Origin of the sequence: Marivirga lumbricoides (assembly GCF_014636295.1) — a bacterium.
GTDB lineage: Bacteria > Bacteroidota > Bacteroidia > Cytophagales > Cyclobacteriaceae > Marivirga > Marivirga lumbricoides.
In genome coordinates this window covers 370,210-396,593 of record NZ_BMEC01000003.1, presented here as the reverse complement: position 1 = coordinate 396,593, position 26,384 = coordinate 370,210, and the positions used below count along the sequence as shown (strand labels likewise).

Below are 26,384 nucleotides of genomic sequence, written 5' to 3'. Positions count from 1 at the left end.
TTTTAGTTGATATTGAAAATACACAAAATAAAGTAATCCAATATTTAATCGTAATCAAAATATCTATTAAAATATTTATAATTCAAGACGTAATCGTTCATGAAATTACCTTTAAAGTACAAAATCTTAGTAATGCTTTGCTATTTTATAGGAACCCTGGCTTTTGGTCAGGAGTCGCCTGTCGATAGTCCTACTCCATTAGATTCTGCGGATACCGTAACTGATGAAAATTCATTTTTTCCTTTACCTGTTGTGTATTATACTCCGGAATCGGGATTGTTTTTTGGAGCCAGCCTCCTCTACAATTTCTATATAGACAGAAAAAGACCTATAAATGCCAGCCAAATGCAGCTGGCAGCCGGTTATACCACTAAAGATCAACTACTTATTTTTATACCTTTTCAGCTTTTCTGGAATAAGAATAAATGGCGCAGCACGGGGGAGCTTGGTTTTTACAATTATGCATACCCCTTTTATGGTGTTGGCAATAATAATGATCAGGATATTTCCATCACCTATAGAGCTTTATTTCCAAGAGTAAGAATTTTTTACCTAAAGGAAGTTCAACCTAATTTATATGTAGGCCTTCGCTATTGGTTTGAGAATTATGATATCATTCAGTGGGAAGACAACGGAAATTTTATTCAAAATGAAGTGGAAGGAGCTGCTTATAATAGAACAAGTGGAATTGGACCTGCACTAATTTATGATACAAGAGATGGAATTTATTACCCCACTAAAGGACATTTCCTGGAAAGTTATATTGAAATTAATAACACTTATACAGGCAGCACACATAATTATGGAGCTATCTCATTTGATTACGCTTATTACTACCCCTTAACTAACAAAACAGTAATAGCGGGTAATGCATTCAGCTTATCGAATTTTGGAACTGTACCTTTTAACAGGTTAGCCCAATTAGGGGGAAATAAAAAGATGAGAGGCTATTTTCAAGGTTTTTTTCAGGACAAAAAACTTTTATTAGGTCAACTTGAAATTAGGCAAGAACTATTTTGGAGGTTGGGAGTAGTAGGTTTTGGATCAGTGGGTCAGGTAGCTGATCAGTTTAAGGAATTTGGAATGGACAGGTGGAATTATGCCGGAGGGGCAGGTCTGAGATTCCGATTTGATATGAAAAAGAAAATTAATGTGAGGCTTGACTATGCAGTAGGAAAGAACAGCAGTGGATTTTATATTTCATTTAATGAAGCTTTTTAAAAGCTTAGGAAAGAAATTAAAAGCATTGTTTAAAATAAATGTGACGTCCTATATTAGAAGTTTCAGTATTTTTTCGGCTTGAGAGTGAGTAGGCTATTTGCTAAATATTACCTTGTAATGAAAGAGCTGTCTCAAAAGCATTGTATCTCCTCAGTATTCATGAAGCAGCGTTCTTATAAAATGTCATCCTGATGGGATTTTAAACCCATTCAGCTTCATTGCTAACATAGTTTCGTCCGCTGGGACTGATGTCTTTGACACACTAAAATCAAGTTTGTGACCTGATATGCAAGTAAGCTAATAGCAACTGAAATGTTTCGTTGATTTAAGAAACATAACTAAAGAGGGATGTGCAATGCTCAAAACCTCGTAGAGGTGGTATTCTGGTAATATATGAACCTACCATACTTTAAAAGTCCTGTAAGGACGACATTATATCCCCTCAGTATTCATTAAGCCACGTCCTTATGAAATGTCATCCTGATGGGATTTTAAACGCATTCACCTTAATTGCTAACGTAGTTTCGCCCCGATGACTGAAAATAGTGGCGGATAGAGATTATTTTCACTTTCTCACTCATATTTAAAGGATTAAGATTTAAATAAAGCCTATCAACCAATTGCACGAAAATCAATGATATGCATCTGAAAGTCAGCAACATATTATCATCTCTTGTATAATCTAATTTTAGATTACATATATATAAAAGACTTTTAGACTGATGGCACCAAAATAGAGGCCACCGCTATCAAGTACACTTTTTATGGGGTCATTCTATTAGAACCAACCAGGCCAGGATGGGCAAGCAATTGAAATTTTCTTCCGGAAAAGCACAAAGAAACAGCCCGGAGAAGGCTTTTATTGGAGGAAGGCTTAAGAAAAAATCATAAAAAAAGGCTGTCATAAAATTTCACTTTTGAGACAGCCTCTTCTAGTTATTAATTATTATGCTTATTTAGATTCTTTTGGAAGAACATTGGTGATAATCTTCACTGTTCTGTTTTCGCCAATGTTAGAAACAATAGTAATTACCTTATTTTGTCTTCCCATTTTGCCTCTGCTATTGAATTTCACAGTAAGCTCTGCTGTTTCTCCCGGTGCTATTGGCTCTCTTGGCCATGATGGAGCAGTACAACCACAAGTAGTCTGAACGTTTGACAAGATCAAAGGCTCAGTTCCCGTATTTTCAAACTTAAAAATATGCTCAACAACATCTCCCTGAGTGATGTCACCAAAGTCATGTTCTGTTTCTGCAAATGTAATTTCCGGACCATTTTTGCTATCCGCAGTTTGAGCCATTGCAATATTTACCGCAAAAAATGCTACTAGTATAAACGCTAATTTTTTCATAATGCTGATTTAATATTTTGATCGAGTTGTAAATATACAAAATTGAATTTAAAATGGTTCCATTTAGAAAAAACGATTATTAAAATTCACTAAAAAAAGTTCATTTGTTGCTCTTGTAATAGCAGTATACAACCAGCGCACATATTCTTTATCCACCATTTCATCCGTTAAGTAGCCCTGATCTACAAATACTGCGCTCCATTGCCCACCTTGAGATTTATGGCAAGTTAAAGCATAGGCAAACTTTACCTGTAGCGCATTCAGATAAGGATCTCTTTTCATCGCCTCTTTTCTTTCCGATTTTGTAGCCAAATCCATATAATCTTCCGAAACCAACTCATAAAGCTTCCTGTATTCCTCAGTACTTAGTGATGGTGAAGGAGCATGCAGCGTGTCCATCATAATTTTAACCTGCAAATTAGGGTGATCCTGATAATCTGTAAGACGTATTTCCAAATCCGCAAAGCGCAAGCCATACATTTCCTCAAAATTGATCACCTTTACAACCTCCATAAAATCTCCATTGGCAAGAAAACCTCCGGGGGTTTCTTCTGTTTGAAAAACGTAGTTATTCCTAACGATCATCAGAAAATCTCCAGCTTCCAGCTCAGCATCCATAAAATGAATCTGTCTGCGTATGTACTCATTATACTGTACTGCCATTTTGTTGGAACGACAAATGATGGTTGTATTATCAACACCATACTTATCATAAGCATACCTGAGCCCATCTTCCAATCTCTCACCTGTCATCCTGAAAATATCCTTGTAAGATCTGGTTTGAAATTTAATCTGCAAATCTTTCTTAGGCAGCTCAGCCCTCAGCAAGGTAGCATTATGTAAAATCCCCGAGTCCTGAGCTTGTCGCATTACTTCTGTAAGCTCCGTTTCAATTACGGTACTTCTAAAAGCACTTTTTAAATAGTTGGCATCTAAACCCGGACTTTGAGCTTTACCTACAGGAGGCAACTGTGCATCATCCCCAATAAAAAGTACTTTATTTCCTTCATTCTGGAAAATATAGGATACTAAATCATTTAAAAGACTTGAGTTTCCGAAACCACTATCATCAGAAAGCATACTGGCTTCATCTACAATAAACAAAGTGTTTTTATGGTAATTCTTCTGTGTAGAAAAATTAGGTTCCCCGCTCCCCGGCTCAGCTGTTTGCCTGTATATTTTTTTATGGATTGTAAGGGCAATTCTTTTAGCATAGTTGCTCATTACCTTTGCTGCCCTTCCGGTAGGCGCTATTAGCACATATTTATAATTAAATAAAGGCAAAAACTGCACTAATGCACTCACTATAGTTGTTTTCCCTGTACCGGCATATCCTTTCAAAAGCATCATGGGCCTGTCTGAGTCTTTCAGTTCAAAAAAAACATCTAATGCTTTAAAAAACTGAACCTGACCTGGTGTGGGCTCAAATGGGAACTTTGAACGGATTATGTCTGAAGCTTTAGGCATTCATTTTATGGTTTACATCAGTTGGAGTAATTACAGCCATGGTTGTGGTTGCCTTGGCTATTAAATCCCTCTTATCGCCAGAGACAGACCAAATTTCCGCTTCACAAAAGTTTAGTTTCCTACCCTTTTTAATTACATAACCTATGGCATGCAGCTTCTCACCCATTCCTGCCTTAAAATAGGATACTTTTATTTCTGCAGTAACTACATGGCAATCTGCAGGAACGGTAGTATAGGCAGCAAAACCCGCTACAATATCAGCCAAAGTAGCTGTAACTCCACCGTGAACCAATCCTTTTTGCTGCTTGTGAATAGTTTCAATATCAAGCCATCCTTCGGTTCGGCCTTCCTCTATTACACTTAAATTAAAGCCAATGTGCTTCATAAACTCCTGACGTTCAAGAAATTTTTCTACACGTGCTTTAAAATCATCTTTTACCATATTTTCACTCATTATTATTATCTTTCCGTTAAATAAATCACAAATATATGGATATTGATGAGTGAAACAGCAAAGGAAAGCATCAATGCACAGTTTGGTGGAAAGGTAAGAGTAAGAGTTGGAGGTATACTAATAGAATCGGGTAAAATTTTACTACTAAAACATGATGGGGTGGGACCTGCTGAATACTTATGGTCTCCACCGGGTGGAGGTATGGAGTTTGGAGCGGATGCCTCAGCTAATTTAAAGAGGGAATTTAATGAAGAAACAGGGTTAGACGTTGATGTAAAAAAGCTTTTATTCGTTAATGAATTTATGGATGACAAAATTCATGCAATTGAATTATTTTACGAAGTAACAAGAATGGGAGGAGCGCTTAAATTAGGGACTGATCCTGAAATGTTCCAACATCAAATATTGACTGATTTAAAGTTTTTTAGTGCTGAAGATTTAAAAAATGAAGAAAAAAAACGGGTTCATAACATGTTTCATGCAATAAATAAACCGGAAGAAGTTTTAAATCTAACAGGATATTTTAAATTTGTGATTAATTCTTTAAAATAGCACTTTAATTTAAATTCAAAAAAGACATAATACTAGGGTAAGATGAGCAAAACAAAGATTTTTTCGATAGTCCTTTTTTTAGTTGCCGTTACAATCGGTTACTTTTTTGTAAAAAGTATAGCAGATGATATTCAACAAGAAAAGAAAATTGCAAGAGAAGAGGCACTTGTGATAGAAAAATTAAAATTAATCAGGGAAGGTTTAGTAGCCTATCAGCGAGTGAATGGTCAATACACTAGCGATTGGGACAAGCTCATTAACTTTATTGACACTGGTAGCTTCTATGTAACTGAGCGTTCTGAAACAATTATTCCCAGAGATTACGGTGGGGATAGCGTTGTAATTAATATCGATACCTTAGGTACAGTACCAGTATTTGATTCTCTTTACTCTGATGTTCCTAAATTTAAGCTGGACAGACTACCTTACAAGCCAAACACTAATACTAAGTTTAACATCTTTGCTGATAAAATAGTAAAAGGTTCAATTAAAGTAGACGTTTTTGAGGTAAGCGATCCTAATCCAATTAATCCTAAAAGGAGAAAAGATGATAATGAGAAAGCTTTAAGAGTAGGGTCTAAATCTGAAGTAACAACCGCAGGAAACTGGGAATAATATTTTGACTACCACAGGAACCACATTTTTTAAACAAATACGAAAAATAAAGGACGACAAATTCTCTATTGATAAAATTGAGCAGTATTGCTTAATTTTATCAGTAGGAAGTCGTGATTTACAGGTATGCATTATTGATACTAAAAATAACAGAACTCTACTTCTGGAAGATTATATTATTGATGCTACCGAAAATGCTGAAGAAAAAGTAACTCTTTTGCAATCTCTTTTCGACCACCATCATCTGCTAATGGTGGGTTTTTGGAAAGAGGTAATACTTTCCTTCAAAACAGATAAGTTTACTTTAGTTCCTCTTCCCTACTTTTCCAAAGAAAATGCTCGCACACTTCTTAAAATGAACTGCAGTGTTGATGATAATGATTCTGTAGGATATTATAAAGTAAACAGTAATGATGCAGTTAATATTTTCACCTATGATAAAGCCATACTTCAATGGTTTAGGTCTATCTACATTAACAGCAAAATAAAAGTGACCCACCAAAGTGGTATGTTGGTAAACAGTGTGCTCCAAAATACCCCTTTAGCTAGCGAGGTAAAAGTTTCAGTTTTTATCGATAGATTTTATCTTCATGCTGCGGTATCTCAAAATGATCATCTGCTTTTATTCAACTCCTTTAAAATCACCAAATTTGAAGAGTACATTAAATACATCAATCTGGTATTGCACGAATTTAAATTAAGCAAAACAAATTCTTCTATTAAAGTGTGGGGGTTTATCAATAAAAATTCTGCTCATTTTAACTCGCTTAAAAATCATATTCCTGCAATAAAGCCAGGGAACCGAACAACTCTATTAAATTTCGGGTACAAGTTTGACGAAGTACCTGAACATCAGTATTTTGATGTTTTCGGTAATTATTTTAATCTGTAATTATGCAAAAGCGTATCGCTTTATTCCCCGGTTCCTTTGATCCGTTTACTAAAGGTCACTATGATATTGTAAACCGAGGTCTTAATTTATTTGATGAGATTATAATTGCTATAGGATACAATTCAAAAAAGCATAACCGCTATTTTGATATTGATTTTATGGTTGAAAAGCTTAATGAAACCTTTAAGGATGAGCCAAGGGTATCTGTTATTGTTTATAACAAACTGACCTCTAACCTGGCTAAAGAATTGGGTGCAGGCTTTTTATTAAGGGGGTTAAGAAACACCACTGATTTTGAATACGAAAACAGCATAGCTACGGTAAACAAGCATCTAAATGCTAACCTGGATTCTGTTTTCCTGATTACCACTTCGCAATACGCAGCTATAAGTTCCACTATTATTAGAGAGGTACATAAATTTAAAGGCGATGTGAATGAGTTTCTGCCTTACGATCTATAGAGCTAAAAAGTATAAATTCAACCAATGAAAAAACCAGCCATATTCTTATTATTATTTTTACTCATCTCATTTGAGATTTTCTCTCAAGATTCAGTTAGTTCTGAGGTTAAAAGTACCGTAGTAAAAAATGGAATAGGGCTTGGCAGTGTAATAGCTGCAATTTTATCCTGGGAAAGAAATAAGTCAATTCTTTTTGTTATCATCTCCGGACTGCTTAGCTGGTTGTATGTAATCTATTTTGCTATTACCAGAAAAGCTGATGAAAAGAAATAATTTAAGCCCTGGGATGAAATGACTTTAAGGTTTGCTGAAGAAAATCCCTGTCCAAATGGGTATAAATTTCAGTAGTGGTGATTGATTCATGTCCCAGCATCTCCTGCACTGCCCTTAAATCTGCTCCTCCTTCAATTAAATGTGTAGCAAATGAATGCCTGAATGTATGAGGGCTCACCTTCTTTTTTATCCCGGCCATTAAAGTTTTTTTCTTTACCATGGTGAAGACTGAAATACGACTTAGGTTAGCACCAAAACGATTAAGAAATACAATATCCCTGCATGCCGGCTTAAAATTCTGATGAACCCTCACTTCATCCAAGTAAATTTTCATGTATTTTAAGGCATCCTTCCCTATGGGAACCAATCTTTCTTTACTGCCTTTCCCTATCACCCGCAAAAAGCCTATATCAAAATAAACATTAGATATTTTCAACTGAGTGAGTTCAGAAACCCTTAAACCAGAGCTGTAAAGCACCTCCAACATGGCCCTATCCCTCTGCGCATTGGCCTCAGTCATATCAATGCTATTAAGAATTTGTTCAATTTCGTTATAGCTGAGTACATCAGGAAGTTTTCTACCTAGTTTCGGAGCTTCTATCAATTCAGCAGGGTTGCTTACAATTACATCCTCGAACAGCAAGTATTTATAAAATGATTTTATTCCGGAAACTACGCGTGCCTGAGTGTGCACCGTCATCCCCAATTCATGCACATATTCCAGAAAATTCTGTATGTCTGTGCCCTCAACTTCGAGAGGAGATACATTCCGATTGCAGATGTCAAGAAACTGTTTTAGCTTTAACACATCATGAACATAGGCGCTCACAGTGTTTTCAGCTAATGAGCGTTCAAGTTTAAGATAATTTTCAAATTCAGTAAGAAAGGTCGTCCAAGCCATCAACGAAATTATACGATAAAATGCGAATCATCATCATTAATGGACCAAATTTAAATCTATTAGGGAAAAGAGAACCTGAAATTTATGGGGCAGCTTCTTTCGAAGAATATTTTAAGGAGTTAAAAAAGCTTAATCAGGGGTTAGAACTAAGCTACTTTCAATCGAATATTGAGGGAGAACTTGTAGAAGCCATTCAAAATGCTGATGATAATTTTGACGGCATTATTTTAAATGCAGCGGCTTATACACACACTTCAGTAGCCCTACATGATGCTATCGGGGCCATCGGCACGCCTGTAATTGAAGTGCATATCTCAAACATTTATAAAAGAGAAGAATTCAGGCATAAAAGTATTATTTCTTCTAAATGTATAGGGTTAATAGCGGGCTTAGGTTTAAGAGGGTATCAACTGGCTATTGACTACTTTAATCAGAATTAAATAATTGATAGATATAAAAAAATCCCGACTCTTTTTCGGAGCCGGGATTTGTATTATTTACAATACTGGTTAATGTAGTAGTCCACACTTTTTTCTCCCATACTTTTAGCTTTTTGCCAGTCCTGGCAAGCGCCCTGATCATCCTCCATCTGGTATTTTATATTTCCTCTTAATTTAAAGTATGCTGATTTGCTATTATCCAGCTCTATTGCTTTGTCTAAGTCTTTCATAGCAGTCATATAGTTTTCCAGCACAGATTTAATATTTCCTCTGTAATAATAAGCTGCTGCATCATTAGGGTTCAACTGAATAATTTTATCGTAGTCAAGCAAGGCTCCCTCCCAATCCTCTAGCTCCTCTTTCAACACTGCTCTGTTATTGTAGGCATCTGTATTATCAGGATTAAGAGTTATTGCTTTTGAATAATCTTCCAGGGCCGCTCTGGCATTACCCAGGTAGATGTAGCATTGCGCCCTGTACAGGTGAAGTGCCGGATTGTTAGGATCATTTTCAATGGCTTTGTTAAAATCTGCCAATGCAGCGTTGTAGTCCTCCACTTCTAAATAAGCCCTTCCTCTTTTAAAGTATGAGTCTGGTTTAGCGGCCCCGCCTTGTACAGCTTTTTCAAAGTAAGAAATTACACCCGGCCAATCTTCCAGAACATAATAAGATTCTGCTTTTAGTAAATACATTTCCGGATTAGCTTCTCCCAGCTGCTCAAGCTGATCAACATCATTTACCACACCTTCATAATTCTTGATTTCAAAATAAGCTGCTGCCCGGTTTTCATAGGCTCTTGCATAATCTTTATCTAGCTGAATAGCTTTATTATAATCTTCAATTGCATTTTGAAGACCACCTGTTAACTGCTTGGCTTTACCTCTGTTATTGTAGTAAATAGCTTCTTCCACTCCCCCTGAAATGGCACTATTGTAATCAGCAATAGCTCCCTGGTAGTCTTTTAACCTAAATTTAGCATCACCTCTGTAGGCGTAAGCTTTGGATAAACTGCTATTTAATTGAATAGCCTTATCAAGATCCGATAGCGCTTTCTGCCACTCTTTAGTTTCATAAAAGGCTACTCCCCTTTTATAAAAAAGATCTGCCTCTTTCACCCCGAGTTCTTCAGCTTTATTAAAATCAGCAATAGCAGGCTCAAACTCATTTTTACTGAAGAAAATTGTTCCCCGGTTATAGTAGGTCTCCCCATTTTTATCTCCCAAACTTACTGCCTGATTTAAATCTGCAAAAGCCAGTTCCTGATTTTTGAGATTGAAATATGCATTACCTCTTGCATAAAATAAATCTGATGTTGGGTTGGCTCTTTGAGAAGCCTGGTTCATCGTTTCAACCACCTTCTCGTAGTTTTGAAGCTTGTAATAGCTGAGCCCCAGATTAATAAAGGTGTTTTCATCGGTTAGATTGAGTAAAATAACTTTATCATAATCTTTTATTGCATTTTCATGTTGGTTAGTAATATAGAAGCTGTTGGCCCTATTTAATAATGCCTGGCCATACTCAGGTTTAATTTGCAAAGCCTTATTATAATCCGCCAGTGCTGCATCATGGTTTTTTAGCATAGCTTTTGCCTTTCCTCTATTGTTGTAAATCACTTCATCCGTTTTACCTAATTCTATGGCCTTATCATAAGCCAAAATAGCTTCACTGAACTTTTCGGATCTAAAAAGTGTGTTTCCATAATTGTAGAAAGTTTCTGGATTTTTGCTTCCGGCACTTGTAGCCTTTTGTAAGTAATTAGCTGCATCTTCATACCTTTTTACCTCATAAAGTGCATTACCGAGGTTTTCAATAACTTGTGGCTCATTTATCCCGGCTTCTACCGCTTTGGTTAAACCAGTAACAGCTTCTGAATAATTTTTCAACTCATAGAAAGCCTTTCCTTTATTGGCAAATAATTCTTTATCGTTAATTCCTCCCGCCTCTGCTTTCTGATAATCAGCAATTGCTCCTTTGTAATCATTTTTATTAAATAGGATATTCCCTTTAAAATAGTATAGTTGAGGGTTATTTATCCCTCCCTGTATAGCACTCTGCATACTGGCTAAGGATTTGTCCCAGGCTTGTGTTTGGTAATAAGCTAATGCCAGCATCTCATGTATTAATACATTTTTGGGTTCTGCCTTTTCTAAATCTGCAATGGCGGCAGCATAATTTTTTTGCTGATAGTAAGCTGTACCTCTGTTTAATAAAGCTTGTGCAAAACCAGCATCTTTTGTTAAGGCCTGGTCATAATCTTTTATGGCCTCACTAATTTTTTCCTGATTAAATTTAGCTTTCCCTCTGTTATTATAAACTATGGCTTCATTGGCACCCAGTTGAACCGCTTTGTCATAGGCAGTAATGGCTTTATCGAAGTTTTCATTTTTAAAGTGAAGGTTACCAAGAAAATAATAAACATCAGCCACTTGAGATCCCATTTCAGAAGCTTTGCTCAAGTCAGAAAGTGCAGGTTCAGCTGATTTGAGCTCATAATTAGCTAAACCTCTGTACTCATAAATATCCAGCGACTTATCCCCGAGCTCTTCTGCTTTCTGCAGGTAAACAACCGCAGGTTTATAATTTTTCAATTGATATTGAGCGATTCCCAAAGCGCGATTGATTTCTTTGGAGTTAAGTCCGCCCTGGATTGCTGCACCCAGTGCTTTAGAGGCTTCCTCATATTGCTTTTGATTAAAGTAAGCCAAACCTAAATTCTGGTATACTTCCGGTGCGGTATTTCCCTGGCTTACTGCTTGCTTTAGTTGAGTTATAGCCTTTTCATAGTCTTGCTTTCCATAATAAGCCATTCCCAAACCTGCAGATAAGGAATTATCTTTAACCCCACCAGCTTCAGCTTTTGTTAATTGTTGAATGGCTAAATCCCATTGCTGATTTTTAGCAGCTATTAAACCACTATAGAGCAATAATTTAGGAGATTTTGCTCCTGCCGATAGAGCCTTTTCTATGCTCGATTTAGCTTCATCATTTTTCCCGGTTTCATAAAGTAGAATAGCATAATCCGCCAATACTTGAGGATTTTTAGCTCCCAGGGCAATCCCTTTCTTATAGAAATCCACTGCTTGCTCATTTCTATTGAGTGCCTGGTTAGCTTTTGCTGCATACACAAATAGGGCACTATCCTGAATTCCGAAAGAAATAGCTCTTTCCAGGTTGGTTACAGATTCCTGATAATTATTACTCTTGTATTGAGCTTCACCCAGCAATTGAAAAATAGCACCATCATTTGCTCCTCTGCTGATAGCATCTTTAAAATCTGAAGCTGCTTTTGCGTAGTCATTCACTGTTAAATAGGCTTCTCCTCTTAACTGGTAAACCTTTGCGTCATTGTATCCGGCTTGAATCGCTTTCGTAAAAAATTCAGTAGCCTGCTTTTTATCGTTGCTTTTTAAATAAGCAACTGCCAGGTCATAAAAAACCTGTTTATCAGACAAGCCCAAATCAATTGCCTTTCTGTAATCCTTAATGACAGACTCCCATTTTTCAAGGACAAAATTTGCTGCTCCCCTGTTTTCGTATGCTTTATCATAGTTTGCTTTTACAGCTATTGCCTGGTTATAATCCTCTATAGCAGCTTCATATTGCTTTAAATTATATTTTGCTTTTCCTCTATTGTTAAATAGCAGCTCACTTTTCATATTCTGACCTACTGCAACATCATAAGCTTTAATGGCTTCAGCATATTTTTCCTGTTTAAAAAGAGCATTTCCTAAATAATACGCCACCTGAGGATCTTCTGCTTTTAAAGACATAGCTTTTTGCAAGTCAGGAATGGCTAATTCAATCTGATCCAATTCATAATGAGCAATCCCTTTTGAGGCAAACCATTTAACTTCATCTCTTTTTTCTGCAGCGCCCTGGCTGAAGTCACTTATAGCTTTCGCATAGTCTTTAGTATTAAAATATGCTAAACCTCTTGTGGAAAATACTAGCGCATCTGACTTTAATTGTAATGCCTTGCTTAAATATTCTATGCTTTTTGTAAAATCCCCTTGCTGGTAAGCAGCAAAACCTGCCATCTTCCATCCAAATTCTTCTTTAGGACTGCCAGAGGCATAACTGCCAAATGCCGTAGCTGCTTTCTGCCACTCCCCGGAAGCATAAAAGCCCAGAGCAGCTAAAGCACTTTGATCAGACTTTATACTTTTAGCAAAATTTGAAAATCCATTTGTTACATTTCCCATTTTAGCAATTCTGTCCGCATCTACCAGCACAGTTCCATTTACACCACTAATGCCCGGCACAACTACTGCTACTAACTCATTATTTTTAAACACAGCTGCTCCTGTAGAGGATTTTTGAATATTATCCGGTACCAGATAAAAGTTTCCATAACCTGTCAGATTAGATGAAATAGAAAGGATAACATTCTGATTCTCTACTTTTTGAATAGCAGTGCGGGACAACAGTTTTGCACTCTCCTTTTCTTTTAAAGGCGAAGAAGAAACCTTAGCTGGCTGAAATTTTACTGTGAGGTTATTATCAACAGAAAACTTTACCAAGCCGGAGGCTGCATCAAAACCATTTATAGTGGAGATGTTGTGAACAGAGCTATCCATTGTAAAAACTTTGGCACTTGTAGCTCCTTCAAAACTCTGTTGATGGGTAACACCAGTACCCTGCTGATCTATAATGATGGCTGTGCCTGAATTAAGTGCTTTGCCTGAGGCATCGTAAGTTTGAAGAAAATATAAGCTATTTTGTTCCTGAGCATTTACATTATAAATAAAGGCAATGGAAAACCAGACTATTAAAAAAGTATAGAATTTACTCATAAATCAAAGATTTAAATAATAGTAGGAAAATTATTCATTTTTTGGCGCTTATGGAAGAAAACCCAGGCTATAATTGCAACTATTAATTTTTCTGATTCTCATTATTATGTAACTTCCCTTTCAAAAATTTACAAAAATCACATCAATGAAAAACTTATATTTTGTAAAATGGATAGTAGTGATACTTTTCCTGGGTGCTGCTTGCCAGTCACCTGAGTCCAATAAAGATAAAAATGTTGAAAAAAGTCCTTCAGCAGATGCTGGTGAAAAAAGGCAAGGACCTATAAGTCTGGTTATTCATGGCGGAGCTGGAACCATCAAAAGAGAAAATATTTCTCCCGAGCAGGATTCAGCCTACAGGGCAAAACTTACAGAAGCATTGGAGGCAGGTTATGCTGTTTTAGAAAATGGAGAACCAGCTAGTAAAGCCGTAATAGCTGCCATACAAATTATGGAGGAATCACCATTATTCAATGCTGGAAGAGGTTCTGTATTTACGAGTGCTGGCACTAATGAAATGGATGCTGCTATTATGAAAGGTGAAAGCAGAGACGCAGGAGCCGTTGCCGGACTCACAAAAGTTAAAAGCCCTATTTCTGCTGCCTTAGCGGTAATGGAAAACAGTCCGCATGTAATGATGACTGGCCCTGGTGCAGAGCAATTTGCAAAAGAGCAAGGGCTGGAAATTGTTGATCCATCTTATTTCTTTATACAAAACAGGTACGATGCACTACAAAGGGTAAAACAAAAAGAAACAGAAAATGGAACTGCTGCAGCCCTGGCCGCTTTTCCTGATAGTAAATTTGGTACTGTGGGCTGTGTGGCGCTGGACAAACAAGGAAATATTGCTGCGGGAACTTCCACAGGAGGAATGACCAATAAAAAATATGGTCGTGTAGGTGACGTACCCATTATTGGTGCCGGAACCTATGCCGACAATGAAACGTGTGGTGTATCAGCAACAGGGCATGGAGAGTACTTTATTAGAAGTGTGGTAGCTTATGATATAGCTGCTAAAATGAAATACAACGGCATGAGCTTAAAAGAAGCAGCTGATAAAGTTGTGATGGATGAACTAGTAGATTTTGGAGGTGAAGGTGGTATTATTGCCTTAGACAAAGCAGGGAACATTACTATGCCTTTTAATTCCAATGGAATGTTCAGAGGGTATAAAAACTCTTCTGATATAGCTAAAGTATTCATCTATAAAGATGAAAAGGAATAATCACCTTAACATTAATCAGCTACTTCTATAGAAAACAAGTGGCTGATTACTTTCCCTAATAGACTGGCTATGTAATATTTAACTGAATATTTGCATTACACAGTTAATGTAATTAACTTCATAACAACCTTAAAAAAACGGTAATGAAATGGAAGTTGATTTTATGCATTTTTAGCTTTTTAGCTTTTCATCAATCAAAAGCTTCACACCTATTAGGAGGTTATATTCACTCCGAATGGATTAGTGGAAATCTATATGAAATTACTGTTTACCTGTTTGTGGATTCAAAATCAGATGTTGGGGCTGCCTCAGGAATATTAAGCTTTGGGGATGGCACAAGCTTACAAGCTCCTTTTAATAGTAAAACAAAAGAAATTTCGGAAGGTTTTAATTTAGTAAGCTTTGTAGTAGCGCATACGTATAGTGGTAGCGGTACTTATACAATCTCCTATTCTGAAGAATTCTATAACAATGGCATTATCAACTTTCAGAACTCAAATTCTATCCCTCTTTATTTTTCTTCCTCACTTCTGGTTTCTCCTGTTAGCAGAACTAACAGCTCTCCACTTTTAAAATTGACTACTATACAGAGGGGTTTAAAAGGAATAATACAAAGAACTAATCCTGTAGCTTACGATGCTGATGATGACAGCCTTTCCTACGAGTTGATTATCCCTGAGCAAAGCAATTCATCTCCAATTATTAGTTACAGATACCCTAATGACTCACTCTTCTATATCAACTTTAGCAGAGGTAATCAAGAAAAAAATGGCAAGCCAGAATACTCAATTTCACCAATAACCGGAGAAATCATTTGGGATGCTCCGGATTTGTTAGGAGAATATGCTATTGCTTACAAAATTATTCAATGGCGTAAACTGGGAGGAGATTGGCAAAATATTGGAGAGAATCAGGTTATTCTAATAGATAAAATAGTTGATGCAGACAAAGAAATTGACATAAGCACGTCTGATTTAAATTGCTACGAGACTGCTAGTCAAATTGACAAGCAATTAATTATAGAAAACAATGGAAGCACTAATGACACACTCAGGGTATTTACAGATTTGCCCGGCTTGGTACTCAACAATCAGATAGCAAAAGAAAATGAATTTACTGAATTTCAGGTCAACGGTCCTTTCACTTTGTCAGTAAGACTGCCTGATAGCGTAGCATTTACTTCATTTAAGCCCTATAGAGTAATTCTAAGTATTTCTACTCCTTATCAAACAGTTACCAGTTCATGGGCATTTGCTTTAGGGTGTGAAGAGCTTCCCGAAAATATTTCGCCTGATCCGATTATAAGAGAGGAAAAGCCCAATTGTGAAGAAATGGTCATTTACCCTAATCCAAGCAATCACCGCCAATACCTTCAAGTTTGTTTGCCTTCCATTTCAGAAACAAATAGTGTAGTAAGAATAATAGATCTGAAAGGAAGAAAGCTTCTGGAACAGGACATTACCCAATCCACTTCTCAACTTACGTTGGATGTTAGTTATTTAAAGCCTGGATTTTACTTTTTACAGGTAGGAAAAATGTCTGCTAAATTTGTTGTTGAATAAAAATCAAAAAAGCCTCCATTTAAAAAAATAGAGGCTTTTTCAGAACTAGTCATCCACTTTACACCTTAAAACGGCAGTTCATCATCTTCACTTGGAGGTGGTGCATCTTGCGGACCACTCATTCCCTGGCCCATTGGGGCTTGTGATTGATAAGCTCCTGAAGAAGGCGCTCCAGCTGAAGAAGTACTTCCCTGGCTTCCCCCTCTTTCAACTGCCCAAATTTTAACATCTGTATACCATTTGCCATTATACTCGCGGCTTTCAATATTGATTTTAGCTGTTAGCTCCTCTCCTTTCTTAATATTAAAAGAATCTATTTTATCGCCCCAGGCTACAGCACATACTTTTTTGGGGTACTGCTCTTGTGTTTCAATTACAAAACTCTGCTTACGCCACTCTCCGTTTCTTCCGTTGCCTTTTTCTTCTTCCAGTACATCTATTACTTTTCCGGTCAGTTCCATTTTTTTCAGTTGTATGTTTGAGTAAACAAATTTGTTAAAATATTTTATTGAGACCTAATTGAACGATATTAAATTGAAATAAAATTGCTTTAAGCGCTTTTGGGTATTTTCTTTGTAACTATGGGATACACAATGAAAACAGCGCTCGGCCGATTACGAATTATGGCCATTTTAGAAGGAATCTCCTACATTTTACTGGGTATAACCATGCCTTTAAAATATCTTAATGATATGCCTTTACCAAATTATATAGTGGGAATGATTCATGGAGTATTATTTATTATGTACTGCCTATTGGTTGTAATAGTAGCCGTTAAAATGAAGTGGAAATTTAAAATGATAGTTTTAGCATTTCTGGCCTCCCTTATTCCATTTGGAACTTTCTATGCTGATTGGAAGTGGTTTAAGATGATGGAAATAAATAACAGATAATACAGCTTCACCCTTCCAAATCTTTCATTTTCCTTATCTTTGCAATCTTAAATTTTAATCCCTATGGAATTAACCAGCTTAAGTGCCATTTCCCCGATAGACGGCCGATACAGAACTAAAACCTTAAATTTAGCCCCATATTTTTCGGAGTGGGCACTTATTAAGTACAGAGTGCATGTTGAAATAGAATATTTTATAGCACTTTGTGAGTTACCTCTTCCACAGCTAAAAGGTATTGATAGTACAAAATTTTCTGAAATGCGTAAAATCGTCAGTGATTTTACTGAAGATGACGCGCTAATAATAAAAGGAATTGAACGGACTACCAACCATGATGTAAAGGCTGTAGAGTACTTCCTTAAGCAGAGGTTCGATGAAATAGGTGTTGGTGCCCAAAAAGAATTCATCCATTTTGGATTAACTTCTCAAGATGTAAATAACACAGCCACTCCTTTAATGTTAAAAGAGGCTGCTGAAAAAGTATATTTACCTTTATTGGAAGAAACTTTATCTATTCTGGAAACATACGCAAAAGACTGGGCTAAAATACCCATGCTTGCTAAAACCCATGGCCAACCAGCTTCTCCTACAAGGTTAGGTAAAGAACTTGAGGTTTTTTTAGTAAGAGTTAAAGAACAGCTTCTATTAGAAGCACAAATTCCTCATGCGGCTAAATTTGGTGGAGCAACAGGTAACTTTAATGCGCACCATGTAGCCTATCCTGAAATTGAATGGAAAGCCTTTGGAGATAATTTTACAAAAAACTATTTGGGCTTAAAAAGAAGTGAACCTACCACTCAGATTGAGCATTATGATCACTTAGCTGCGCGCTTTGACAGCTTTAAAAGAATAAATACTATTCTAATTGACCTTTGCAGAGATGTTTGGCAGTATGTTTCAATGAACTATTTCAAACAAAAGATAGCAAAAGATGAAGTAGGTTCTTCTGCAATGCCTCATAAAGTAAACCCTATTGACTTTGAAAATGCTGAAGGGAATTTAGGAATTGCCAATGCTATTTTTGAGCATTTATCTGCAAAGTTACCTATTTCAAGACTGCAACGGGATTTAACTGATTCAACAGTCCTAAGAAATATCGGGGTACCTTTAGCGCATGGAGTTATTGCTTTACACTCTATTATTAAAGGTTTAAAAAAACTTGAGCTTAACCAATCAGCCATTGAGCATGACTTAAATGAAAACTGGGCAGTTGTGGCCGAAGGTATACAAACAGTGCTAAGAAGAGAAGGCTACCCTGCCCCTTATGAAGCCTTAAAAGCGCTTACAAGAAAGAATGAAAAGATAACTTCAGCTACTATTGCTGATTTTATTGATGGATTAGAAGTACGTGATGCTATTAAGAATGAATTGAAAGACATCACTCCTTACAACTACACAGGAATTTAAAATAAAAGCTAATAAATTGTTTAATTTGTTAGCTTATCAGCAAATCCGTAACTAAATGAATAGCTCTACGGATTTGCTTTTAAAATAAATTTCTGAACTGCCTCCAACAGGTTTTTACATACCAATCCGTTTTGGGAAGTATCATTAGTTTCATTCACTAAAATCCCTTTTACACCCACTTTATCAGCGGCAATTAAATCCCTTTCAGAATCACCCACCATCCACGACTTATCAGGGTCAATATTATACCTGGCAATTGCTTTCTCCAACATAAGGCTATCAGGTTTGCGCAATAATGACTCGGTAGATACAGGGTGATGTGGGCAATAATAAATATCATCAATTAATTTACCTGTTTGGTTCTGGAGGTATTCGTGACATTGCATTACATCATTATCCGTATACAAACCTTTAGCTATGCCAGCCTGGTTTGTAATCACAATAAGGAGGTAATCCTTCTGCTTCAATAGTTGCATAGCTTTCTTTACCCCATCAATAATTTTGAAGTCTTCTACACGAAAAGTATACTCTCCTCGTTCTTCATTTAATACCCCATCTCTATCCAGAAAAACACATGCTTTTAAATTCATTTTAATAGTTTTGAAAAATTAAGATTCAATATCTCAAAAGATTTTTTAGTTTTGAAGTTGATCTAAATATATGAATGATAGTTTAGTAATCATACCAACTTACAATGAACGCGAAAATATTGAGGATATACTTCGCGCTATCTTTTTATTGACTAAAAAATTTGATGTTTTAATCATTGATGACAATTCACCTGATGGAACAGCTGAAATAGTTAAGGAACTTCAGAAAGATTATCCGGAAAACCTTCATTTGCTGGAAAGATTAGGTAAAATGGGTCTTGGAACAGCTTATATTACGGGTTTCAGGTATGCGCTGGAAAGAAATTATCAGTATATTTTTGAAATGGATGCTGATTTCTCACATAACCCGCTTGATCTACTGGAACTTTATAAAGCTTGTAAAAGCAATGAAGATGTTCAGTTAGTAATCGGATCCCGGTATGTTACGGGTGTAAATGTAGTAAACTGGCCTATGGGACGCGTACTGATGTCTTATTTTGCCAGCAAATATGTAAAGTTTGTAACGGGCCTACCTGTTTACGATGCCACTGCAGGTTTTATATGTTATCATAGGTCTGTACTTGAAACTTTAGACCTTGATAAAATACGTTTTATTGGCTACGCTTTCCAGATAGAAATGAAATTCCTTACATGGAAATATGGTTTTGGTATTAAAGAAGTACCTATCATCTTCACTGACAGAAGTAAGGGGGAAAGTAAAATGTCTCAGAGAATATTTCGAGAAGCTATATTTGGAGTAATTCAAATGAAGCTTTATAGTCTATTTAAAAAGTATAAAAGAAACGCTTCTTAATAAACTAAATGTGAATTATAAAAAAGTTTGAAGGGTGGGTTCGTCAATATCATGCCCTCCTTTAAACAACTTATGTTCTACCTCTACTCCTAATTCATCTATTATTTTCTGTTGTTCTTTTTGCTTTTCTTCATTGATAAAAGTATCCTCATCTCCTCTTACCATCCATATTTCTTTCCCTTCAAGTTTCCTCTTAATGGCAGGAATTTCCATATCATGAGGAAAAGCACCCGACCATAATATAAGGCGATGAAAATTTATCCGAAATTGTTGCACCCACCGGCATACAGTAGCTGCACCCTGAGAGAAACCAAGTAATGTAATTTTGCAGGTAGAGTCTCCGAAATATACATCTTCCAGCACTGCATGAAGGTAGCTAACATAATTTCTAATATCTACTTCACGCTCTTCTTTTGTCATCCAGGTGCTACCTACCCTACCGGAAAAGCCTTCTAAGTAAAATCGGGATAAACCACCGGGAGCAATGATAACACGTTCACTGCTGGCAATAGAATCAAACTTTCTTAAGAAGTACTGAGGTAGCTGTCCATATCCGTGAAGCACAAACCAAAGTTCTTTTGTGTTTTCAGTAATAGGACCTGATTGATGATAAGATGCTTCAAAAGAAAATTTAACTAGATTTTTCATAACACTATTTTAGATGTAATGTAGTAAGAACAGAAATAAATAAAGGAAGGCACAAAAAAAGAGCAGACTTTATATGAATCTGCTCTTTCAATATTCTTATAAATACAATTATCGTTTAAACCCGAGAACACTTCCTCCGCAGTAATTAGAACTGCCTTCAAAAGTATAAGTGATATAATAGATACCTGTTACCTGACAAGGAAATGCTATAGCAGAAAGTGTTGATCCCTGATATTTAGTGGACGCAACTGCTTTTCTATTGGAATCATACAAAGTTAAAACTATACCATCTGTAGATTGACCATCATTACATATTAATATTTGATAAGTTGCTCCTTTGGTAAATACGTAAGAGTATTCAACTTTATTTTTAGCTCCTCCTTCTCCATCTATGTTGTAGCTTTTCAAAAAGGTAAAACCTTCTTGTAATTTAGGTATACAAGCTTCAATATATTTTTCAGTGTTGCACTGTGCAACAGCTTGATTAAGGGTTGAGGTTACTAATATTATTCCTAATGCGAAGATTAGCTTTTTCATACAGGCTATTAATTAATAATGTTATTTCTTATTTCGTAAACCATATTTCTAATGGAAACAATATTTTCATCAGTCATGATGATCTCACTGCTGCTGTTGTCCTTAACAACAAGCATGCCATCTACAACTTCATAAGTTGGTTCACGATATACAGTTTTAATTTCTATCTTGTTAAACTCTTCTTGCAGTTGACTAAATTTCGCTGCTAAGTCCTTGATATTAGGATCGTTATTTACATAAAAAGAAAGAAGCAAAGCAACGTTATCCATAATGATTTTCTGTTCACCAATGGTTTCTTTTAATTGCTCATTTTCAGGATTTTTTTCTGAAACCTTTGACACAATATATAATGCTTCTAACCAACCTCCTGAAAGCAGTAAAACACTTAAGTTAGAACGTTTTTGGCTTTGAAGGTAAGCATTGATACTATTAAAGTTCTTAGTAGTTATCAGCAATAGTGAATCAAGGTTTTTACTATTAGTCGCCAATCTCTTAATTGTGCCAATATCGAAAAACTGGCCAATACTTAAATCATCTGCTAAAGATTTGATGGCATTTAAATAGAACAAAGCATCCTGATTTTGACCATAGATGTTAGTATATCCTAAATCTGTCCCATAAATACCTAAAGCCAATGCCTTATCAAAGTTGGTATTATAATTAGAGATATTTTCTGGATCATTCAAATGACTCTTATCATATTTTGTCTCTGCTTCTTTTAAAAGCGTAGATATTTCCAAAGGAGATGGAATCTGCTGAATGATGTCAGAAATAACCTCTTCAGAGATTGCAGGCTCTTCTATCTTGACTGAATCCAATACCCCGGAAATTTCTTCAGCCGAAGGTTTTTTCTTCGAATCACAGGCAAAGAGAACCAAAAACCCGAATAACCCAATGAGTGTGCTTTTCATAAAACTTAATTTTACCATAACAAAAATAGAAATTCCCTTACTTTTTACAAATTATCAATTTTTATAATTTAATTAAATACAATTAAATCCTTATTTTCACTTTCAATCTATTGATTATCAAACACTTAATATTTCATTTTATTTGCTTTTCTTTTTTAAGCTTAAGCCACCAAAAAAGGAGATTAACTTTCCAAATAATTCAAAATACAGTGTAAGGTAAAGCAATAAAGACATAAACCAAATCACAATAATATTAAAATAGAAAGTATCAATATACATTCCCGCAAAATACTTTTGAGGAGCAAAGAAGTGTGTCCTGTAATTCAGCGGGTTATCCGGCTCTACCGGTTTATGGAATATCGGGTCTATCTGTTGAATTAGTTTGCCTTTATATTCAATCACTCTATCCGCAACAGTTACGTTTCGAACCAGGTCCGATAAGCTCTCATTAAAATACTCATCCTTCGCTTGATTAAGGTCAAAATCATAAGCCTCATTATTCTCAAGATAGTACTGTAAAGTTTCCTTCTTCTTCACCGCCTCATTAAATTCTTCCAGATAGTGATCCCTCATTGCATCAACATAGGTATCTATTTTCTTTATAGTTTCTTTATTAATGTTTTCCTTTTTAAGGAATTCATCAAGATCAACATCTTTTAAATTAGCCTTGAGGGTATCATTCTCAATAGCATTTTTGATGATGCGGATTGCTTCATCTACGGCTTCTATATCCTCTTCTTCCTTGGAATCAATCTGGTTTTCTATTAGTCGAAGCTTCTCACGTATTTTTTTGGTCTTAAAGGATGATTTATAATCAGCCATTTTCTCAACAGCCTCTATATCATAAAAATATTCCTGATAACCGTTGTTTTTGAACATGTCAACTGTCATTGCTTCATAAGCCCAGCGGGAAGTCATTAAATCAGCAACTATAGGCACTTGTCCTTTAGTACTTACAAAGTCATTCAGCTTATCGAAACTAAATAATAGCCCACTTAAAATCATTTGAGGTATAAGCAGCAGTGGAATTAATATATAAACAGTTACGGCTGATCTAAATGCAGAACTCACGTTTAAGCCCAGTACATTTGCAAAGCATGAAGTGGAAAATAAGACCGCCCACATACTTAAGGTCATCCCTTTAATCTCCAGTACCAGTACTCCTATAATTACATAAGTCAAAGTTTGAATGGCAGACAGCGTAAATAATATAAGCAATTTAGATTGCAGATAGCTATTCCAGCTTAAATTAAGGAAAGACTCTCGCTTTAAAATCTTCCGATCCCTGATAATTTCCTCAGCACTGACAGTAAGCCCCATAAAAAGCGCTACAACAATACTCATTAAAAGAAATGCAGGTAAATTTTCGTTAAACCTGAATACATATTCCTCTCCACCAGGGGCACTTTTGTATTTAATAATAAATGCAAGAAGTAAGGCCAGTAGAGGTGCCTCTAATAAATTAATCAGTAAATATTGTTTATTGCTGATTTTAGAGAGAGTATCTCTGACTGTAAAAATATACGACTGCTTTATTCTGTTAGGGATGCTCAATGTAGAATGAGGAGCTTCTTTCTCATCCTCAACTCTACTTAGCTGAAAGTTATCTTTGAAAAACTCTCTCCACTGAACAGGATTTACCTTTCTCTTGCTTGTGAGCTGGCCGTACTCATCCACCACCTTTGCCTCAACAATATTAAATATTTGTTCAGGGTTCACATTTCCGCAAGTAGGGCAAACACCTCGCTCTGCGTCTACCTGGTTGGTAGTCTTCTTAAAATAGGTAACGGCTTCAACGGGATGACCATAAAAAATCTGGTATCCTCCCGTATCCATTATCACCATTTTGTCAAACATTTTATAGATGTCCGATGAAGGCTGGTGAATTACCACAAATATTAACTTCCCTTTTAAGGTAAGTTCTTTTAATAAGTCAATTACATTCTCTGAATCACGAGAAGAAAGTCCTGAAGTTGGTTCATCAACAAACATGACAGCCGGCTCCCTGATAAGCTCAAGCGCTATGTTTAGCCTTTTTCTTTGACCTCCAGAAATTGTTTTATCCAATACACTTCCCACCCTTAAGTCTTTTCTTTGGTCAAGGCCAAGACTTTCAAGCGTTTCCATTACTCTCTTGTGTATCTCATCTTCACTGGTACCTGCAAAACACAGCTTTGCATTGTAGTAAAGGTTTTGATAAACAGTAAGCTCTTCTATTAATAAATCATCTTGTGCTACATAGCCAATAATACCCTGCAATTCATCATGGTCGGCATTGAGGTCATATCCATTAATAAGGATCTTACCTCTGGTAGGCTTTTCAATTCCGGCCAGTACATTCAGCAAAGTAGTCTTTCCTGCTCCGGAAGCTCCCATAATACCTACCAGTTGACCGGGGCCTTCAAAAACATTTACATTCCTAAGGCCTAATTCACCATTTGGAAACTGAAAATCAATATTTTCAGCATTGAAAGAAAGTTTTACCACCTCTCCATCTGAGAGGAACTGGCGAATAAGGTCTGAATAATAAAGAGCTGCCCCTTTAGGTGTTTTGATAGTACTTCCATGGGAAAATAAGTATACATGAAAAGGCTTCATAATAAAGCCATTAAGATTTATTTCCTCTTTTCCTGTATACTTAACAAAGTACATATCCACACTATCCACACTCATAAAAAGAATCTCTCCTTTAATATCAGCATGCACATGCAAAGTTTGTTCAACAGAAGTTTGATCACTCACTGCTAAAATTTCTTCAAACTCCTTCAAGTCTGCCGCACTTTGTTTAATTACAAAGCTTTCTATCAGCTTAAATTCATTCTTAATAATGTTAAAGACTGTGGATACGGTATCAATAATTTCCATACGCTGAGGCGTGAAATTATTATCAGAAGATACCAGCTCTAACAATTTAATTAAAACAACTACCTTTTGCTTTTGAGTAAGTGTTTTATTGATTTTCTTACAAATAGCAAGCGTTCTAACGGAATCACGAACAGAAGTTAATTTTCTCTTCTTTTTTTTCTCGTCTTCTTCACTTTCTTCTCCTGCCCCTTCTTCTTCCCCATAGCCGGCAAACTTATCATAAAGCTCTAAATATTCTTTAATAGAGTCCTGATCAAGCTCCTGCTGAAAGAAACCTATAACAAAATTTCTTTCCTTCTCGGTAACACCTCCATCTTGCTTGGTAATGATGGCGAAAAGTTGGGTTAAGGCTTTGAGTATTTCTTCACTCATAGAAAAATGCTATTAGTTTAAGTGTTTATGAAAAAACTTTAAAAGTTTCCTCATTATTTGCTGTTCATAGCAAAATAAAATTCAGTACAATAGGCCAGTTTTAATGGCCTATTGAGAATTCATTGGTGTATAAATTAATAGGTTTTGAAGTCAAATGGTATTTCTACCAATTCAGAGAATTCTTCACCTGCTTCTTCCATGTCTTCATCGTCCTCATGAAAATACCAGTCGATGGATACACCTTCAATATCTTCAAGGGCTGATAACACATCCAGTATCAGTTTAGATGAGGCTGTGTTAAAATATTCTAATTTGAAAACGAATGAAGTCTCCGGATTTGGATCCTCCCCATAGGCGCTGATCCAATCTAAAACAGGCTGGTAAAACTCAGCTGAATCTTCAGGAAGGGATCTGCCGGAAATTTCAAAGATGCCATTGCCTTTATCTAGTAATATTTTCGGGGTATCTTCTGTTCCTTCTAAATTTATGATTTCCATATTCTTTATTAAAATTTATATGTTTAGATAATTTCTTAAAATCGGAGTACAGTAGTAGTAATAGAAAAGAAGTGGAATCCTTCTCCCATGTCTTCAAAATCATACTCAAGCTTCTGACCTGACTTTCGGGCCATATCTACAAAACCAAGACCTGCACCACCTTTGTCTGATAAATGGTTGGTTTTAATAATGTCTTTGTACATTTTTTTGAGACCTTCCTTATCCAATCCGTTAATCTCATCAATTCTTTTCTTCAAAGAATTGGCAGCTTCAGTATCCACAGGGTTGCCGCTGGTAACTATATAGCGGTCGTCTTCTTTCCCTACAATAAAGATTGCCGCATTCCTTTTGGATGAAAGAGGGTTGAAATCTTCAGAATGTTTCACAATATTCTGTAAACACTCCACCATCACATTAAAAACCTTTCTTTTAATGCTTGATTCTTCACCCATTGAATCCATATTTCTTTCAGCCATGGCTAAAACAGATTTAGTAATCTCCTGGGTGAATTCTCCTTCATAAACCAAAATCAGGTTTCTGGACAACATGGTCTTATGCAGATCATATATATACTTCATGTTTTCTAGATTAATTGCTTTTCATTAAAACCGGATTACTCCAAATTTGGCTTCAAATTAAATAA

General features: G+C 36.0%; 25 protein-coding genes. 12 read left to right on the top strand and 13 right to left on the bottom strand.

The features are described from left to right. Positions 1-99 precede the first annotated feature (99 nt). The gene (locus tag IEV85_RS06595; protein ID WP_188461460.1) at positions 100-1,221 is read left to right on the top strand and encodes a BamA/TamA family outer membrane protein; all 1,122 of its coding nucleotides are present in this window, start codon (positions 100-102) and stop codon (positions 1,219-1,221) included. 952 nt (positions 1,222-2,173) lie between these two features. Here IEV85_RS06595 and IEV85_RS06590 read toward each other — a convergent pair. The 3 genes from IEV85_RS06590 to IEV85_RS06580 all read right to left on the bottom strand — a co-directional run bounded on the left by IEV85_RS06590 (position 2,174) and on the right by IEV85_RS06580 (position 4,493). Continuing rightward, the gene (locus IEV85_RS06590; protein WP_188461458.1) at positions 2,174-2,572 is read right to left on the bottom strand and encodes a DUF1573 domain-containing protein; all 399 of its coding nucleotides are present in this window, start codon (positions 2,570-2,572) and stop codon (positions 2,174-2,176) included. Between the two features lie 63 nt (positions 2,573-2,635). Further along, the gene (locus tag IEV85_RS06585; RefSeq protein WP_188461456.1) at positions 2,636-4,039 is read right to left on the bottom strand and encodes an ATP-dependent DNA helicase; all 1,404 of its coding nucleotides are present in this window, start codon (positions 4,037-4,039) and stop codon (positions 2,636-2,638) included. Beyond that, positions 4,032-4,493: a PaaI family thioesterase gene (locus IEV85_RS06580; RefSeq protein ID WP_188461454.1), complete on the bottom strand. Its 462-nt coding sequence runs from the start codon at positions 4,491-4,493 to the stop codon at positions 4,032-4,034. The genes IEV85_RS06585 and IEV85_RS06580 overlap by 8 nt, the downstream gene beginning before the upstream one ends. A gap of 45 nt (positions 4,494-4,538) precedes the next feature. On the opposite strand from IEV85_RS06580, the gene IEV85_RS06575 reads away from it, so the two are divergent. From IEV85_RS06575 to IEV85_RS06555, 5 genes are read left to right on the top strand one after another with little or no spacing between them, the layout of a single operon-like run. After that, complete coding sequence (locus IEV85_RS06575; protein WP_188461452.1) at positions 4,539-5,045, top strand: NUDIX domain-containing protein; 507 nt, start codon at positions 4,539-4,541, stop codon at positions 5,043-5,045. 42 nt (positions 5,046-5,087) lie between these two features. Continuing rightward, positions 5,088-5,660: a hypothetical protein gene (locus IEV85_RS06570; protein ID WP_188461450.1), complete on the top strand. Its 573-nt coding sequence runs from the start codon at positions 5,088-5,090 to the stop codon at positions 5,658-5,660. 4 nt (positions 5,661-5,664) lie between these two features. After that, a complete protein-coding gene (locus IEV85_RS06565; protein ID WP_188461448.1) occupies positions 5,665-6,552 on the top strand; it encodes a DUF3822 family protein in 888 nt (295 codons plus the stop codon). A 2-nt stretch (positions 6,553-6,554) separates the two neighbouring features. Further along, positions 6,555-7,013, top strand: coding sequence for a pantetheine-phosphate adenylyltransferase (coaD, locus tag IEV85_RS06560; protein WP_188461446.1), 459 nt, complete (start codon positions 6,555-6,557; stop codon positions 7,011-7,013). 24 nt (positions 7,014-7,037) lie between these two features. Further along, positions 7,038-7,286 (top strand): hypothetical protein, encoded by a 249-nt coding sequence (locus tag IEV85_RS06555; protein ID WP_188461444.1) that lies wholly within the window; start codon positions 7,038-7,040, stop codon positions 7,284-7,286. Between the two features lies 1 nt (position 7,287). Here IEV85_RS06555 and xerD read toward each other — a convergent pair whose 3' ends face one another. Further along, positions 7,288-8,187 carry a site-specific tyrosine recombinase XerD gene (gene xerD, locus IEV85_RS06550; protein ID WP_188461443.1) on the bottom strand — a complete coding sequence of 300 codons (900 nt, stop codon included), beginning with the start codon at positions 8,185-8,187 and terminating at the stop codon, positions 7,288-7,290. A 20-nt stretch (positions 8,188-8,207) separates the two neighbouring features. Here xerD and aroQ point away from each other — a divergent pair, with 20 nt between their 5' ends. Then, the gene (gene aroQ / locus IEV85_RS06545) at positions 8,208-8,627 is read left to right on the top strand and encodes a type II 3-dehydroquinate dehydratase (RefSeq protein WP_188461441.1); all 420 of its coding nucleotides are present in this window, start codon (positions 8,208-8,210) and stop codon (positions 8,625-8,627) included. 53 nt (positions 8,628-8,680) lie between these two features. Here aroQ and IEV85_RS06540 read toward each other — a convergent pair whose 3' ends face one another. Further along, on the bottom strand, positions 8,681-13,420 hold the full coding sequence (locus IEV85_RS06540; RefSeq protein WP_188461439.1) for a tetratricopeptide repeat protein: 4,740 nt from the start codon (positions 13,418-13,420) through the stop codon (positions 8,681-8,683). A 145-nt stretch (positions 13,421-13,565) separates the two neighbouring features. On the opposite strand from IEV85_RS06540, the gene IEV85_RS06535 reads away from it, so the two are divergent. Both IEV85_RS06535 and IEV85_RS06530 read left to right on the top strand, forming a co-directional pair. Further along, complete coding sequence (locus IEV85_RS06535; protein WP_188461437.1) at positions 13,566-14,645, top strand: isoaspartyl peptidase/L-asparaginase family protein; 1,080 nt, start codon at positions 13,566-13,568, stop codon at positions 14,643-14,645. A 143-nt stretch (positions 14,646-14,788) separates the two neighbouring features. Beyond that, positions 14,789-16,207 (top strand): T9SS type A sorting domain-containing protein, encoded by a 1,419-nt coding sequence (locus tag IEV85_RS06530; RefSeq protein ID WP_188461435.1) that lies wholly within the window; start codon positions 14,789-14,791, stop codon positions 16,205-16,207. Between the two features lie 65 nt (positions 16,208-16,272). Here IEV85_RS06530 and IEV85_RS06525 read toward each other — a convergent pair whose 3' ends face one another. After that, positions 16,273-16,668, bottom strand: coding sequence for a DUF3127 domain-containing protein (locus IEV85_RS06525; RefSeq protein ID WP_188461433.1), 396 nt, complete (start codon positions 16,666-16,668; stop codon positions 16,273-16,275). A gap of 132 nt (positions 16,669-16,800) precedes the next feature. On the opposite strand from IEV85_RS06525, the gene IEV85_RS06520 reads away from it, so the two are divergent. Both IEV85_RS06520 and purB read left to right on the top strand, forming a co-directional pair. Continuing rightward, positions 16,801-17,100: a DUF3817 domain-containing protein gene (locus IEV85_RS06520; RefSeq protein WP_229712523.1), complete on the top strand. Its 300-nt coding sequence runs from the start codon at positions 16,801-16,803 to the stop codon at positions 17,098-17,100. A 63-nt stretch (positions 17,101-17,163) separates the two neighbouring features. Beyond that, a complete protein-coding gene (gene purB, locus IEV85_RS06515; RefSeq protein ID WP_188461429.1) occupies positions 17,164-18,507 on the top strand; it encodes an adenylosuccinate lyase in 1,344 nt (447 codons plus the stop codon). Between the two features lie 65 nt (positions 18,508-18,572). Here purB and IEV85_RS06510 read toward each other — a convergent pair whose 3' ends face one another. Further along, the gene (locus IEV85_RS06510) at positions 18,573-19,097 is read right to left on the bottom strand and encodes a D-glycero-alpha-D-manno-heptose-1,7-bisphosphate 7-phosphatase (RefSeq protein WP_188461427.1); all 525 of its coding nucleotides are present in this window, start codon (positions 19,095-19,097) and stop codon (positions 18,573-18,575) included. 70 nt (positions 19,098-19,167) lie between these two features. Here IEV85_RS06510 and IEV85_RS06505 point away from each other — a divergent pair, with 70 nt between their 5' ends. Further along, entirely contained in the window at positions 19,168-19,911 is a 744-nt protein-coding gene (locus IEV85_RS06505; RefSeq protein ID WP_188461425.1) for a polyprenol monophosphomannose synthase, read from the top strand. A 15-nt stretch (positions 19,912-19,926) separates the two neighbouring features. Here the strand turns inward: IEV85_RS06505 and IEV85_RS06500 are convergent, their stop codons facing one another. The 6 genes from IEV85_RS06500 to IEV85_RS06475 all read right to left on the bottom strand — a co-directional run bounded on the left by IEV85_RS06500 (position 19,927) and on the right by IEV85_RS06475 (position 26,319). Then, entirely contained in the window at positions 19,927-20,559 is a 633-nt protein-coding gene (locus IEV85_RS06500; RefSeq protein ID WP_188461423.1) for an alpha/beta hydrolase, read from the bottom strand. A 108-nt stretch (positions 20,560-20,667) separates the two neighbouring features. Then, complete coding sequence (locus IEV85_RS06495; protein WP_188461421.1) at positions 20,668-21,096, bottom strand: hypothetical protein; 429 nt, start codon at positions 21,094-21,096, stop codon at positions 20,668-20,670. Positions 21,097-21,104: 8 nt separating this feature from the next. Further along, the gene (locus IEV85_RS06490) at positions 21,105-22,007 is read right to left on the bottom strand and encodes a hypothetical protein (protein WP_188461419.1); all 903 of its coding nucleotides are present in this window, start codon (positions 22,005-22,007) and stop codon (positions 21,105-21,107) included. Between the two features lie 138 nt (positions 22,008-22,145). Then, positions 22,146-25,244, bottom strand: coding sequence for an ATP-binding cassette domain-containing protein (locus IEV85_RS06485; protein ID WP_188461417.1), 3,099 nt, complete (start codon positions 25,242-25,244; stop codon positions 22,146-22,148). A 134-nt stretch (positions 25,245-25,378) separates the two neighbouring features. After that, a complete protein-coding gene (locus IEV85_RS06480) occupies positions 25,379-25,741 on the bottom strand; it encodes a DUF1987 domain-containing protein (protein WP_188461415.1) in 363 nt (120 codons plus the stop codon). 35 nt (positions 25,742-25,776) lie between these two features. After that, the gene (locus IEV85_RS06475) at positions 25,777-26,319 is read right to left on the bottom strand and encodes a SiaB family protein kinase (RefSeq protein WP_188461413.1); all 543 of its coding nucleotides are present in this window, start codon (positions 26,317-26,319) and stop codon (positions 25,777-25,779) included. Positions 26,320-26,384: the final 65 nt, after the last annotated feature.